13 protein-coding genes are annotated in these 13,269 nt (G+C 71.9%); 6 read left to right on the plus strand and 7 right to left on the minus strand.

Translation table 11 applies throughout. From position 1 onward, the window contains the following. The first annotated feature begins 27 nt into the window (after nt 1-27). The 3 genes from C3K08_RS01455 to C3K08_RS01465 all read left to right on the plus strand — a co-directional run bounded on the left by C3K08_RS01455 (nt 28) and on the right by C3K08_RS01465 (nt 4,923). Complete coding sequence (locus C3K08_RS01455) at nt 28-1,242, plus strand: adenylosuccinate synthase (protein ID WP_104989723.1); 1,215 nt, start codon at nt 28-30, stop codon at nt 1,240-1,242. Between the two features lie 101 nt (nt 1,243-1,343). Continuing rightward, nucleotides 1,344-1,955: a GTP cyclohydrolase I FolE gene (gene folE, locus C3K08_RS01460; RefSeq protein ID WP_104989724.1), complete on the plus strand. Its 612-nt coding sequence runs from the start codon at nt 1,344-1,346 to the stop codon at nt 1,953-1,955. Between the two features lie 178 nt (nt 1,956-2,133). Next, nucleotides 2,134-4,923 (plus strand): HD domain-containing phosphohydrolase, encoded by a 2,790-nt coding sequence (locus C3K08_RS01465; RefSeq protein WP_104989725.1) that lies wholly within the window; start codon nt 2,134-2,136, stop codon nt 4,921-4,923. 52 nt (nt 4,924-4,975) lie between these two features. Here the strand turns inward: C3K08_RS01465 and C3K08_RS01470 are convergent, their stop codons facing one another. Further along, entirely contained in the window at nt 4,976-6,172 is a 1,197-nt protein-coding gene (locus C3K08_RS01470) for an amidohydrolase (RefSeq protein ID WP_104989726.1), read from the minus strand. 118 nt (nt 6,173-6,290) lie between these two features. Here C3K08_RS01470 and C3K08_RS01475 point away from each other — a divergent pair, with 118 nt between their 5' ends. Beyond that, nucleotides 6,291-6,503: a hypothetical protein gene (locus tag C3K08_RS01475; RefSeq protein WP_104989727.1), complete on the plus strand. Its 213-nt coding sequence runs from the start codon at nt 6,291-6,293 to the stop codon at nt 6,501-6,503. Nucleotides 6,504-6,560: 57 nt separating this feature from the next. On the opposite strand, the gene C3K08_RS01480 is transcribed toward C3K08_RS01475, so the two are convergent. From C3K08_RS01480 to C3K08_RS01490, 3 genes are read right to left on the minus strand one after another with little or no spacing between them, the layout of a single operon-like run. Beyond that, the gene (locus C3K08_RS01480; protein WP_104989728.1) at nt 6,561-6,908 is read right to left on the minus strand and encodes a four-helix bundle copper-binding protein; all 348 of its coding nucleotides are present in this window, start codon (nt 6,906-6,908) and stop codon (nt 6,561-6,563) included. Nucleotides 6,909-6,967: 59 nt separating this feature from the next. Continuing rightward, nucleotides 6,968-7,375, minus strand: a complete 408-nt coding sequence (locus C3K08_RS01485) for a hypothetical protein (protein ID WP_104989729.1) — start codon at nt 7,373-7,375, stop codon at nt 6,968-6,970. 38 nt (nt 7,376-7,413) lie between these two features. Then, nucleotides 7,414-9,927: a heavy metal translocating P-type ATPase gene (locus C3K08_RS01490; RefSeq protein ID WP_104989730.1), complete on the minus strand. Its 2,514-nt coding sequence runs from the start codon at nt 9,925-9,927 to the stop codon at nt 7,414-7,416. Between the two features lie 144 nt (nt 9,928-10,071). Between C3K08_RS01490 and C3K08_RS01495 the strand changes: the two genes are divergently transcribed. Both C3K08_RS01495 and C3K08_RS01500 read left to right on the plus strand, forming a co-directional pair. Further along, nucleotides 10,072-10,275 (plus strand): heavy-metal-associated domain-containing protein, encoded by a 204-nt coding sequence (locus C3K08_RS01495; RefSeq protein ID WP_104989731.1) that lies wholly within the window; start codon nt 10,072-10,074, stop codon nt 10,273-10,275. A 79-nt stretch (nt 10,276-10,354) separates the two neighbouring features. Next, nucleotides 10,355-10,618, plus strand: coding sequence for a metal-sensitive transcriptional regulator (locus tag C3K08_RS01500; RefSeq protein ID WP_104991853.1), 264 nt, complete (start codon nt 10,355-10,357; stop codon nt 10,616-10,618). A 24-nt stretch (nt 10,619-10,642) separates the two neighbouring features. On the opposite strand, the gene C3K08_RS01505 is transcribed toward C3K08_RS01500, so the two are convergent. Genes C3K08_RS01505 through C3K08_RS01515 form a run of 3 tightly spaced genes read right to left on the minus strand, consistent with a single transcriptional unit; the run spans nt 10,643 to nt 13,199 of the window. Continuing rightward, the gene (locus C3K08_RS01505; protein ID WP_104989732.1) at nt 10,643-11,875 is read right to left on the minus strand and encodes a VWA domain-containing protein; all 1,233 of its coding nucleotides are present in this window, start codon (nt 11,873-11,875) and stop codon (nt 10,643-10,645) included. Further along, nucleotides 11,872-12,738, minus strand: coding sequence for a MoxR family ATPase (locus C3K08_RS01510; RefSeq protein ID WP_104989733.1), 867 nt, complete (start codon nt 12,736-12,738; stop codon nt 11,872-11,874). Before C3K08_RS01510 ends, C3K08_RS01505 begins: the two co-directional genes overlap by 4 nt. Then, nucleotides 12,735-13,199 (minus strand): carbon monoxide dehydrogenase subunit G, encoded by a 465-nt coding sequence (locus tag C3K08_RS01515; RefSeq protein WP_104989734.1) that lies wholly within the window; start codon nt 13,197-13,199, stop codon nt 12,735-12,737. The genes C3K08_RS01510 and C3K08_RS01515 overlap by 4 nt, the downstream gene beginning before the upstream one ends. Nucleotides 13,200-13,269 lie beyond the last annotated feature (70 nt).

Below are 13,269 nucleotides of genomic sequence, written 5' to 3' on the forward strand. Positions count from 1 at the left end.
AGTCTGAGCGCGTGGCTGGAGGCGGCAATGCCGGGAATCGCCATCATCGGGGCGCAGTGGGGAGACGAGGGCAAGGGCAAGATCACCGATTTTCTGGCGCCGGGCGCCCGCTACGTGGTGCGCTATCAGGGCGGCGCCAACGCGGGGCACACCGTCACGGCGAAGGGCCAGACCTTCAAGCTGAACCTGCTGCCCAGCGGGGTGCTGCACGAGGGTGTGGTCAGCGTGCTGGGCGACGGGATGGTCATTGACCCCGAGAAGTTCCTCGCCGAGCGCCAGAGCCTGCTCGCGGGCGGCCTCTCGCCCGAGCTGCGGATCAGCGACCGCGCCCACCTCGTGCTGCCGCACCACAAGTACGTGGACGGCCGCAAGGATTTCGTGGGGACCACCGGGCGCGGCATTGGCCCCGCCTACGCGGACCGGGCGCGGCGGGTGGGAGTGCGCTTCGGGGACCTCGCCGACGAGGGCACGCTCCGCGAGCGCATCGCCCGGCTGCTGGAGGCCAAGCCCAACTCCACCCGTGACGCGGGCTGGGCCACCGTGGAGGACGCGCTGGGCTACCTGCTCCCCATCCGCGACGCCCTGCTGCCCTTCGTCCACGACACCGGCTCGGACCTGCGCCGGGCGATCGCGGGCGGCGAGAACGTGCTGTTCGAGGGCGCCCAGGCCACCCTGCTCGACCTGAACTACGGCACCTACCCCTTTGTCACGAGCAGCCACCCCACCGTGGGCGGCATCCTGGTGGGGGCGGGGGTCAACCACCGGGCCATCGGGCAGGTGTACGGGGTTGCCAAGGCCTTCAACACCCGCGTGGGCCACGGCCCCTTTCCCACCGAGGTCTTCGGGGAGATGGAGCGGCGGCTGCGCGGCGACGGCTCGCAGCCCTGGGACGAGTTCGGCACCACGACCGGCCGCGCCCGCCGGGTGGGCTGGCTGGACCTCGAACTGCTGCGCTACGCCGCCGAGGTCAACGGCTTCGACGGCCTCGTGATCAACAAGATGGACATCCTCGCGGGGCTGGAGACGGTCAAGGTCTGCGTGGCCTACGGCCCTGGGGGCCAGCCCGTCTACCGCGAGCTGCCCGGCTGGGCCACCACCGAGGGGGCCACGAGCCGCGACACACTGCCGAAAGAGGCCCAGGCCTACCTCGACCTCATCGAGGAGACGGTGGGCGTGCCCGTCGTGATCTTCTCGTGCGGCCCGGCCCGCGAGCAGACCTACGGGGCCGTGAGCTGGGGCTGAGCGCCCGCCGCTTCTCCTACAGTCCCTCCCCTTCGGCCGGGCCTACACTCGGCGCATTCACTCGCGGCGCTCGCGCGGCGCGGAAGAAGGAGCGTCTCACCTTGACCATTCCACCCACCATCAGCGCCGCCGACGAGCGGCTGGAAGTGCCGGGCCTGCGGGACCTCACCCACGATTGGCTCTCGGCCATCGGCGAAGACCCGGAGCGCGAGGGCCTGCACAAGACCCCCCAGCGCGTCGCCAAAGCCTGGGCCTTCCTGACCGCCGGGTACGGCCGCACCCTGGCCGATGCCGCCGGGGACGCCGTGTTCGCCGCCGAGGGCAGCGAGATGGTGATCGTGAAGGACATCGAGTTCTATTCGATGTGCGAGCACCATATGCTGCCCTTTTACGGCCGGGCGCACGTCGCCTATATCCCCGACGGGCAGATTCTGGGCCTGAGCAAGGTCGCCCGCATCGTGGACCTGTATGCCCGGCGCCTGCAGGTGCAAGAACGCCTGACCACCCAGATCGCCGACGCGCTGGGGGAATTGCTCGCTCCGCGCGGTGTGGCGGTGCTGCTCGAGGGCGTGCACCTGTGCATGGCGATGCGCGGGGTGCAAAAGCAGAACTCCTCCACCACCACGAGCGCCATGCGGGGACTGTTCAAGGACGATGCCCGCACCCGTGCCGAATTCATGAGCGCGGTGCAGACCACCCTGCGGGGCCGCTGACCCCCCCTCTCGGGGGTACAGGGGACTCCAAAAAGAGGAAAATCTTACGTTCTGGCGCTGAAAAAGTGGCATTCGGGCGGGGGCTGGGGCAGAATGGCCCGGCGGGGCAGTGGAAGGCCAGCTTTCGCCGCCCGGCCCTTGCCTGAACCTCCGCCCGAATGCCCGGTGCCTCCCTGTCATGACGTCCCTGCTCCTCAACTTCTGCCTGCTGATCGCCTGCGCTTTTGCGGTCAGCCTGACCTACCGGGACTGGCCGGTGCGGCGCCGGGGCACCGAACACGTGCTGCGGCTGGGTCTGGCAGCAGCGGCGACCTGGCTGCTGGCCGTGTCCAGCATGGAAGTGGGGATCTTCCGGATCGACCTGCGGTACGTGCCGGTGGTGCTCGTTACCCTGAGCTACGGGCCGGGGCTGGGGGCGCTGGTTGCCGCGCCCATGCTGGTGTGGCGGCTGTTGTTCGACGGGGACGCCGGGGTGGCGCCGGCGGTCTGGCTGCATTTCCTGAGCGTGCTGGGGCTGGGGACCCTGCTGCGTCCCTGGGCGGGCAGGCTGCTGGGGGACCTGCGGGCGCGGGACCTGTGGCTGACCCCGCTGCCCTTTTTGGGGGTGGGCTGGGGTCTGCTGCTCTCGCCCGAGGGCCGCGAGCTGTTCTGGAGCGCCTACCCACTGCGGCTGCTGCTGAGCGCGGCGGGCCTGACGGCGGCCCTGTTCATCCTGCAGTCGCGGCTGCGGCTGCTGCGGCTGGCGCACACCCTGCGGACCCAGGCCCACACCGACCCCTTGACCGGACTCCCCAACCGCCGACAGTTCGACCGCGACCTCGCGGCGCTGGGCACCGGGGGGCACCTCGCCCTGCTGGACCTCGACCATTTCAAGGCGGTCAACGACCGTCACGGCCACAGCGGCGGGGACCGGGTGCTGAGGCAGGTGGGGGGACGGCTGCGGGATCCGGGGCCGGGCGGAGTGCGGGCCTACCGGGTGGGCGGCGAGGAGTTCGCCCTGCTGGCGGAGGCCCCGGACCAGGGGCGGCTGCTGGCCTGGGTGGCGGCCCTGCGTGGGGAACTGCGGCAGGGGAACCTGCCCTGGGGGGTGCTGACCCTCTCGGCGGGGCTGGCGACCCGGCGTCCCGCCGAGGCCGAGGGCGAGCTGCTGCGCCGCGCCGACGAGGCGCTCTACCTCGCCAAGACGAACGGCCGCGACCGGCTGGTGGTCTGGACCCCGCACCCGCCCCGGTCGGCCCAGGCGGGCGCCGAGTCCCCCGAGGCCCCGCTGCGGCTCCAGCCGCGCCACTCGGTGTGGCAGGGCCTGCGGACCACGGTGGCGCTGCTCGCGGGGCGCCGCACCCTCAGCGACGACGACTGGGGCCGGATGCTGAGCCTCGCCGTGACTGCCGTGGACGGAGCAGGCTGCGGCACCCTGGACATCCGCGAGGGCCGGGACTTCCGGGTGGTCGCCGTGCACGGCTATGACGCCGCCCTGGTGGGCCTGACCCTGAGCGAGGAGTCGCAGCAGCGCTGGTACGGCGGCTCCCTCGCCGCGTGGCGGGCCGGGGAAGCCCGCGTGGTCAGCGGCGAGGCGCTCGCGCAGGCCTACGCCGGGTCGGACGCCGAACTCGCCTCGCCCGCAGCCCGGCTGCTCAGCGAGGTGGGCCGCCGTCAGGAGGTGCAGGCCAGCCTGTGCCTCCCGGTGGTGCTGGAGGGCGAGGTCGTCGCGCACCTGAACCTCGACGCGCTCGCGCCGCAGGGAGAGTTCGGGCCGCAGGCGGCCGAGGACGCGGGCCTCTTCGTCCAGCAGATCGCCGCGCTGCTGCACCTGCAGGAGCGCTGGAACGAGCTGACCCGGCTGGTCGAGCTGCATTCCTCGCTGGGGGCAGCTCCCGGGGGCACCTCGCTGGAAGACCACCTGACCTGCGCGGCGCAGGACCTCCTGCGGGCCAAGCACGCCCTGCTGCTGCGCCACGACGCCCCCACCGACACCCTGCGCTCGACGGGCGCCGAACGACACGAGCCGCCGCTGGGGCCGGTCGTGCTGGCCCGTGGAGAGGGCCTGGCCTGGGCCGCGCTCGCGGGCCGCCGGGTGCTGCGGGTGCCTGACGTGCAGCAGGATTCGCGGGTCTACCGCCGCGAGCAACTCGGCCGGGGCGCGATGATGTCGGTCCCGCTGCTGAGCAGCCACGACGAGCCGCTGGGTGCCCTGGTCCTGACCCGCGAGTCCGAGCGACCCTTCGGGGAGGCCGACGAACACCTCGCCCTGCTGCTGGGCAGCCTGGCCGCCCGGATGCTGGAGCGCGACGCGCACCTCGGGGACCTGCGGGCCACCCTGGACGCGGCCCTGGAAACCCTGGGGGTAGCGGTCGAGTTGCGCGACTTCGAGACCCAGGGCCACACCGAGCGGGTCACCCACCTCGCCCTGACCTTTGGGGCCGCGCTGGGACTGTCTCCGGAGCGCCTGCTGGGGCTGCGGCAGGGCGCGGCCCTGCACGACATCGGCAAGCTGGGCGTGCCCGACGCGGTGCTGCTCAAGCCCGGCCGCCTGACTCCCGAAGAACGCCTGCTGATCGAGACCCACGCCCCGCGCGGGGCCGAACTCGCGGCCCGCATCCCCTTTCTGCACCCCGAGGCGCACGGGGTGGTCCGCTCGCACCACGAGCGCTGGGACGGCACGGGTTACCCGGATGGTCTGTGCGGTGAAGGCGTGCCGCTGCTCGCCCGCATCTTCGCCCTGTGCGACGTGTACGACGCGTTGACCAGCGACCGCCCCTACCGCGCGGCCCTGCCCCCGGAGGAGGCCCTCGCCATCCTGGAAGCTGGGCGCGGCACCCAGTTCGATCCGGCGCTCACGGACCGCTTCGTGGCCTTGCAACGGGCCGGGCGGTTCGGGCCGCCCTGGACCGCGCCCCTGCACGCCCCCCGCCACGAGGCGCCCCCACCCCCCCGCCTCCCGCAGCGGCCTGCGGCGGGCGAGGACTGAACAAGACAGCGGCGGCCTCCGGCAAAGGGGCCGCCGCGTTCGTCGCAGAAGCTCAGTTCCGGCTCTCGGCTCCCGGCTCTCCGGTCAGCCGCAGGGCGGCGGCGTACAGCATCCGCGCTCCCGTCACCAGGCTGTCCTCGTCAATCGTGAAGCGGGGGTGGTGGTGCGGCCAGCGGCTGTCGGCCTCGTCGCTGCCCGAGCCGACGTTGAAATACGCGCCGGGCGCCTTTTCCAGGTAGGCGCTGAAATCCTCGCCGCCCATCGTGGGCTGGGCGTCCTGGTAGTGCTCGGGGCCGACCGTCTCCAGCGCGATCTCCTTGAGCTGCGCGGCCACCCAGTCGGTGTTGATCAGCGGGCGGTAGCCGAACTCGTACTTGAAGTCGTAATCCGCGCCGTGGGCCGCCGTGATGCCCTTGACGACGCGCTCGATGAGTTGCGGCGCCCGCTGCCGCAGTTCGGGGTCGAAGGTCCGCACCGTGCCCATCAGGGTCGCGGTGTCGGGGATGACGTTGTGGGTGGTGCCGCTCTGGAAGTAGGTGACCGACACGACGAGCGCGTCGAGCGCGGCCACATGGCGGCTCACCACATGCTGGAGGTTGGTCACGACCTGTGCCCCCACCGCGATGGGGTCCACCGTCTGCTCGGGGTGCGCCCCGTGCCCACCCTTGCCCTTGACCGTGATGTGGACGGTGTCAGGCGCGGCCATAAAGGCCCCCGGCTTGACCACGACCAGCCCCGCCGGAAGCTGGGAGTTGAGGTGCAGGCCCGTCACCACGTCCACGCCGTTCATCAGGTCCGTCTCCATAACGAGTTCCTCGGCCCCGCCCGGCCCAATCTCCTCGGCGTGCTGGAAGATCATGCGGACCTCGCCGGGCACCTCCCCCGGATGCTCGGAGAGCAGCCGCGCCACGCCCAGCAGGATCGCCGTGTGGCCGTCGTGTCCGCAGGCGTGCATCGCGCCGGGGCGCTGCGAACGGAACTCGAAGGTGTTCTCCTCCTCGATGGGCAGCGCGTCGATATCGGCCCGGAGCAGCAGCGTGCGCCCCGGCTGGCCGCCTTTCAGCACCGCCAGCACGCTCGTCGCAGTGGGACGGGTCACGGTCAGGCCGGGCATCTGGCGCAACTCGGCCTCGATGTAGTTGGCGGTGTCGTGCTCGTGAAAGCCGACTTCGGGATTCATGTGCAGGTGCCGCCGCCACGCGACGAGTTGATCCCGCAGGCTCATCACCGGGTCCTGGATTGTGGTCATGCCCCAGTCTAGGGCGCTGGGGCGCGGAGCGGTCCCCCCGGTCTGGACGGGCCGGAGGGTGAATGCCCCTGAGCGGCCCCTCAGCAACTTTTGTGCCCCCCATGCCGTAATAGGAGGCATGAAAGCACGCCGCTCCTCCAGCAAACTCGGCAAGCTCATGGTCTACGCGCCCCTGATTCTGCAGGTCGTCTCGGCGATGCGGCGTCAGCGAATGGCGAGCCGGGGCAAGTACACCAAGCTCCGCAAGCGTGACCGCGCCCTCGACTTCATCCTCGGCCAGGCGGAGCGCAAGCTCGGCGGTAAGGCGACCAAGCGGCGCGGCTGGTTCTGAGCCCCACCAGAAGCAAGCGCCCCCGTCGCATGGACTGGGGCGCTTCTTTCTGGTCTGTCACGCCGCCATCTGACGGCACAGCGTCTCGCAGCGGCGGCAGGCTTCGGCGCACACCCGGCAGTGCTCGTGGTGCCCGGCGTGGCGCTCGCATTCCTCGGCGCAGCGGGCGCAGGCTTCGGCGCACATCCGGCAGGCGTCGGGGTGCAGGTCGCTCGCCCGCATCAGCAGCCGGGCCGTCAGGGCGCAGGCGTCGGCGCAGTCGCGGTCACGGCGGATGCACTCGGCCATCATCGTCACGTCCGCCTCGTCCAGGCACGCCTCGGCGCACATCTCGCAGGCCCGCAGGCAGGCGAGGCACGCGTCGAGGCATTCCTGCATCTGTTGCACGTTCAGGGACTGGGTCATGGTGAAGCCCTCCTGCCCCTACCGTACCCGCCCGTCTGAGCAGGACGTGGGAGAAGCCTTCAGGCCGGGCGCAGGGCCTCGGCCAGCCGGGTCAGCACCTCCTCGCCGCGCTCGTAGCCGGGGCGCACGAAGACCATCGCCATGTTGTCCCAGTCCTGCACCGCCGCGATCTCCTGCCCGCCGTCCTCCAGCTTGAGGTGCGGGTAGGCGCCGTACTCCACGAAGCAGCCGAACTCGGCGGCCACGTCCTCCAGCGCCTGCGTGTTCGCCTCGTCCCAGCGAATCAGGTAGGGCAGCAGGAAGGCGGGCTTGCCGCAGCTTCCCCCCAGGCCGACCAGCGGCATCCCCGCCACCTGCGGCACCTCGTCGCGCAGCCGGGCGCGGTCCAGAAAGGCGGCCCGGTCGCGCACCTGCGCCGGGGAGGTCTTGAGACTGGCCACGTAAGGCCCCACGTTCAGCTTCGCCATGAGGAGCAGGCTAGCCGAACGTGGGGCGGAGGAGTGGGTCAGGCCGTGACGGGTTTCAGGTCGGGTGTGCCCTGGGGCGGCGTGGGGGACAGCGGAGGCCGGAAGCCCCTCAGCCTCAGCGCGTTGGTGAGCACGAAGACGCTGCTCAGGCCCATCGCGGCGGCAGCCAGCACGGGCGAGAGGGTCACGCCCCAAGCGGACAGCACGCCCGCCGCCACCGGAATCAGCAGCACGTTGTACGCAAAGGCCCAGAAGAGGTTCACCCGGATATTCCGCAGCGTGGCCCGCGACAGCGCGACCGCGTTGGGCACCCCGCGCAGGTCGCCCGACATCAGGATCACGTCGGCCGTCTCGACCGCCACGTCCGTCCCGGTGCCGATGGCGACGCCCACATCGGCCCGCGCGAGGGCGGGGGCATCGTTGATGCCGTCGCCGACGAAGGCGACAGCGCGGCCTCCGGTTTGCAGTTCCGCCACCGCGTCCGCCTTGCCCTCGGGCAGTACTTCCGCCAGCACGCGGGTCACGCCGACCTCGCGGGCGACGGCCCCCGCGGTGGCGCGGGTGTCCCCGGTGATCATGGCGACCTCGGCTCCCTGCGCCTGCATGGTGCGGATGGCCTCGGCGCTGCCCTCGCGCACCGGGTCGGCCACGCCGATCAGCCCGGCGAGGGTGCCGTCCACCGCGACGAAGACGGGGGTACGGCCCCGCGCGGCCAGCGTTTGCGCCTGCGCTTCCAGGTTGCCCAGCGAGAGGCCCAGCCGCGCCATATACCGCGCCGCGCCGACCTCCACCCGGCGGCCCTCCACGGTGGCCCGCAGGCCGTAGCCGGGGACCGCCTCGAAGTCGCTGGCGGTGGGGACGCTCAGGCCCCGGTCCCGCGCCGCCCGTTCAATCGCCCGCGCCAGCGGATGCTCGGAGGACGTCTCGGCGGCGGCGGTGAGGGCGAGCAGGTCGTTTCCACTGACCACTGACCACTGACCACTCACCACCTCCGTGACCTCCGGCGCTCCCCGCGTCACCGTCCCCGTCTTGTCCACCGCGACCACCCCGGCGCGGCCCAGGCCCTCCAGCGCGGCCCCGGTGCGGAACAGCACGCCCATCTGCGCGGCCTTGCCGCTGCCCACCATGATGGAGACGGGGGTGGCAAGGCCCATCGCGCAGGGGCAGGCGATGATCAGCACGGCGACCGTATGCACCAGCGCGTTCGCCAGCGCTCCTTCCCCCCCGATCAGCATCCAGGCCAGGAAGGTCAGGGCGGCGATCACCAGCACGACCGGGACGAAAATGGCGACCACCTTATCCGCGAGGCCCTGGATGGGCGGGCGGCTTGCCTGCGCCCCCTCCACCAGCCGGATGATGCGCGAGAGGGCGGTGTCGGCGCCCACCCCGGTCGCCCGGAAGGTCAAGGCCCCGTTGCCGTTCACGGTGCCGCCCGTGACCTTTGCGCCGGGCATTTTCTCGACGGGCACGGGTTCGCCGGTCAGCATGGACTCGTCCACGTAGGAGCGGCCGTCCACGACCTCGCCGTCCACCGGCAGCCGCTCGCCCGAGCGCACCAGCACGAGGTCGCCCACCCGCACGTCGTCGGCCGCGACTTCCAGCACCTCGCCGCCCCGCTGCACCCGCGCCGTGTTGGGCTGCAACGCGAGCAAGGTCCGCATTGCCTCGCTGCTTCTGCCCTTGGCGATGGCCTCGAACAGTTTGCCCAGCAGAATCAGGGTGATCACCACCGCCGAGGCCTCGTAGTAGACGTGGGCGCTGCCGGGGGGGAAGAGGCCAGGGGCCAGCGTCACGAGGAGCGAGTATCCGAAGGCGGCGGTCGTGCCCAGCATGACCAGCGTGTTCATGTCGGGCGAGCGGTGCCGCAGCGAGGCCCAGCCCGTGCGGTAGAAGCGCAGGCCGGGGCCGAACTGCACGGGGGCGGCGAGTGCGAGCATGATCCAGTTCAGCGTCCGCTCGCCCACCGCTCCCAGCAACCAGTGGTGCAGCGGCGCGTACAGCATGGGCACCATTGCGATCAGAAAGAGCGGGATGCTGAAGGCCGCCGCGAAGGTCACGTCCCGCCGCAGCGCCGTGATCTCGGCGGCCTTGCGCTCGCGGTCGGCGTCCAGCCGCGACTGGGCCTGGGACGCCTCGTCGGGCACGTCGTACCCCGCCCCGCGCACCGCGTCCCGCAGGGCGGCGGGGGTCGTCGCGGCGGGCAGGTAGGTCACGGTGGCCCGCTCGGTGGCGAGGTTGACCGAGGCGTTCAGCACACCCTCCGCCCTGCCCAGCGCCCGCTCCACCCGGCCCACGCAGGCCGCGCAGGTCATCCCCTCCACCGGGAAGGAGAGTTCGGCGGTGCGGGCCTCGTAGCCGGTGTCCTGCACCTTCTGGATCAGCGCCGCTGGGTTCGTCCGGGCAGGGTCGAACGTCACGGTGGCCCGCTCGGTGGCGAGGTTCACGACCGCCTCCTCCACGCCGTCCACCTTCTTCAGGCCGCGTTCGACTCGCCCCACGCACGCGGCGCAGGTCATCCCGCCGATGTCGAGGTCGAGGGTCTTGGTGTTCATGGGTTAAGCCTATACCCTCCGGGGGGGGATGACAAGCGGTTAGATTCTGCTCGACAGCTACCAAGCCTGAGACGGTGTGCTTTTCGGGCAGACAACGAGCGGCAAATCCTTGACACCCTCCCCCCCTGGGTTTATCCTGGTCCCATGACCACTGAACTGACCATTTCCGGAATGAGCTGCGGGCACTGCGTCAAGGCCGTCGAGACGGCGCTGAAGGGCGTCCCCGGTGTGCAAGGCGTGCAGGTGGACCTGCCCACGGGCAAGGCGACCGTACAGGGCGAGGCCGAGCAGGGGGCTTTGATCGCTGCCGTGAAGGAAGAGGGTTACAACGCCAGCGTCGCGGGCTGAGGCCGTGGTTCCGGCGCCGCAGGGCGAGGGGGAAGGGCTGGGCACCGCCGCCCACTGCCACCCCGAGAACAAGCTCTGCATGCCTGAAGACGCCCGGCGCCGCGCGGCCCGCCGCCTGAGCATCGCGCGGGGGCATCTGGACTCCATCGTGCGGATGCTGGACGAGCCGGACGCGTACTGCGTGGACGTGCTGCGGCAGATCAAGGCGGTGCAGGGAGCGCTTTCCGGCGCGGGCGAGGTCGTCCTGCGCGGCCACCTCGAAGCCCACGTCGCCACCGCCCACGAGCGCGGCGACACGCTGGAGATGGTCGAAGAATTGATGGAGGCGCTGAAGTACCGGTAGCGGCCAGCTTCCAGCCCTCAGCGGTCAGCCCCTCGCGGCTGGCCGTTTCTGCTGTCGCAACCGGCCCGGCAGCGCGTGGAGGTCACGCAGACTGGCGGCGGGGAGAAAGGCGTCCAGCAGTGGAAGGGCCGCCGCCACCGCCCGCTGCACGGGCTGGTAACCGGGGACAGAGGCCAGCGGCGAGAGCCACACCAGCAGGCCCGCTCGGGCACGCAGGTCGCGCAGGGCACGGGTCAGCGTGTCCGGCTCGCCCGTATCCAGCCCGTCGCTGAGAATCAGCACCACCGTGTCGCGGGTCACCCGCCCCCGTTCCTCCCGCGCCAGCCGTAGCAGATTTTCCCCGATGCGGGTGCCGCCGCCCCACGCCCCGCCAAGGTCGGGGAGGGTCAGGGTGGTTCCCGGCACCGCCCGGCGTAGGTGGGGGGTCAGGCGCGTGAGGTCGGTGGAAAAGGCGTAGACCTCCACCCGCCGCGAGCGCAGGTGCAGCGCATGGGCAAAACGCAGCAGCCGCGCGGCGTGTTCGCCCATGCTGCGGCTGCCGTCGAGCACCAGCAGGAAGCGGGGGGCACGCCGGGGCCGCCCCAGCCAGCGTAGCCGGGCCGGATCGCCCGCCGTCCGCGCTGCCGAGCGCAGGGTATGCCGGGCGTCAAGCCGCGTTCCCTGGGGCCGGGGCACCCGCCTTCGCCCGCGTCCGAGTTCCACCGCCCGCACCAGCGCACCCGCTGCCCGCAGCATCCCTGCGAGATCGTCCTCCGGGGTTGTGACGCCTCCCCCCGCGCCCGCGTTCGGACTGCGGCGGGCGTGCAGCAGCGGGGCGGGAGTGTCCGGCTCGCCCTTTGCCTCGCGTTCCGGGTCGGGACGGGTGGGGGTGGGCGCGGCGTCGTCTTCGGCGGTGGCAGCTCGGCCCGCCTTAGTGGGCTTGGGCGGCCCCTCATCTCCCGGCTGGCTCGCCGGAGCCGGGGGTGGAGGCGGCAGCGGGGCCTCCGTCTGGGGCAGCAGGGGCGGGAGGTGCGGCGGTTCGGGGGCCTCGCCCCTCCGGAAGAAGGTGTCGAAGGCCGCGTCGAACACGCGCCCCTCCTCCCGGCTGGCGGTCAGCACGGCCCGCAGGGCGTCGCGCACCTCGCGCCGACGCCCTAGATGGACGACCTCCAACGCCGCAAGCGCCGCCGCCGTCTCACCCGGTCCCAGCCGGAAGCCGTGGGCCGAGCGTAGGTGGGCACACAGGGCCGCCACGCGCGAGGGGAGGTCGGCGGTCACGGCCGAGCGAGCTTCTCCAGCACCGGGCGGGCCAGGAGTTGGTCCTCGCGCAGTTTCAACACGGCGCCCAGGGTCAGCTCCAGCGCCTCCGCATCAAGCCAGTCGCGGTGCAAGGCCACGAGCGCCGCCGCCCAGTCCAGCGTCTCGGCCACGCCGGGGGGCTTGCCCAGCGGCAGCTCGCGCAGGGCATGGACGGCCTTTGTTACCTGTCCCGCCAGCGCCTCGTCGATGCCCGGCAGCCGCGCCCGCACGATCTCCAGCTCCTCGGTGCGGCTGGGATAGTCCACCCACAAGTACAGGCACCGCCGCCGCAGCGCGTCGCTGAGCTCGCGGGCGCGGTTGCTCGTCAGCAGGACGTGGGGGCGGGCGGTCGCCGCCAGGGTGCCCAGTTCCGGCACCGTGACCTGCCACTCGGCGAGGAGTTCGAGTAGGAAGGCTTCAAAGGCGTCGTCTGCCCGGTCCACCTCGTCGATCAGGAGGACCGGGGGGATGGGCTGCCGAATCGCTTCGAGCAACGGCCGCTGCATCAGGAACTCGGGGCCGTAGAGGTCGGCGTCCGTCACGGGCCGCCCCCCTGCCTCCGCCGCCCGCAGGTGCAGCAGTTGGCGGGCATAGTTCCACTCGTAGAGGGCCGATTGCGCGTCCAGGCCCTCGTAACACTGGAGCCGGATCAGGCGGGTGCCCAGCGCCGCTGCGAGGGTCTTGGCCGCCTCCGTCTTGCCGACGCCCGCTGGCCCTTCCAGCAGCAGCGGTTTGCCCAGCGCCACCACCAGCCGCAGGGCCGTCGCCAGCGCGTCGCCCGCCACGTACCCCCGCTCGCGGAAGGCGGCGCGGAGGTCGGGCAGCTCGCGGGGCGCGGTCACGCCAGGGTTCCGGCGCTCGCGCCGACCTGGGCGCTCATGTTCTGGAAGGTCTTCTCGATCAGCTTCTGCGCCTGTGCGTCCAGCACCCGACCCCCCACGGTTGCCACCGGGCCGCGCATGGTCGCGTCGCCGGTCCAGTCCAGCGTGGTCGTGCCGTCCCCGTTGTCGCGGATGTCGGCCCCCGCCGTCAGGTCCACCACGCTGCCCAGGCCGCCGCCCTGCACCTTCACGTTGACGCGGTTGGCGGCCTCATCAGGCAAGACCTCGATCTTGAACTTGAACTTGCCGCGCACCATGCCCACGCCCACCTGCACAGTCGCGTCCATGTGGGTCTGGTCGTGCACCACGACTTCCTGCACGTCGGGCAGGCAGCGGGCCACCCGTTCGGGGTCCTGCACGAAGGCCCAGACCGCCGCCGGGGGCGCTTGCACGTGTTCCTGGCCGCTGTAGCTCAGTTTCATGGGGTCACCTCGGGGAAAGGAGCGGATTTTGGGTTCCCCCATTGTGCCCCAGGGCAGGCAGAATGGGGTC

Origin of the sequence: Deinococcus sp. NW-56, from assembly GCF_002953415.1 — a bacterium.
Classification (GTDB): Bacteria; Deinococcota; Deinococci; order Deinococcales; family Deinococcaceae; genus Deinococcus.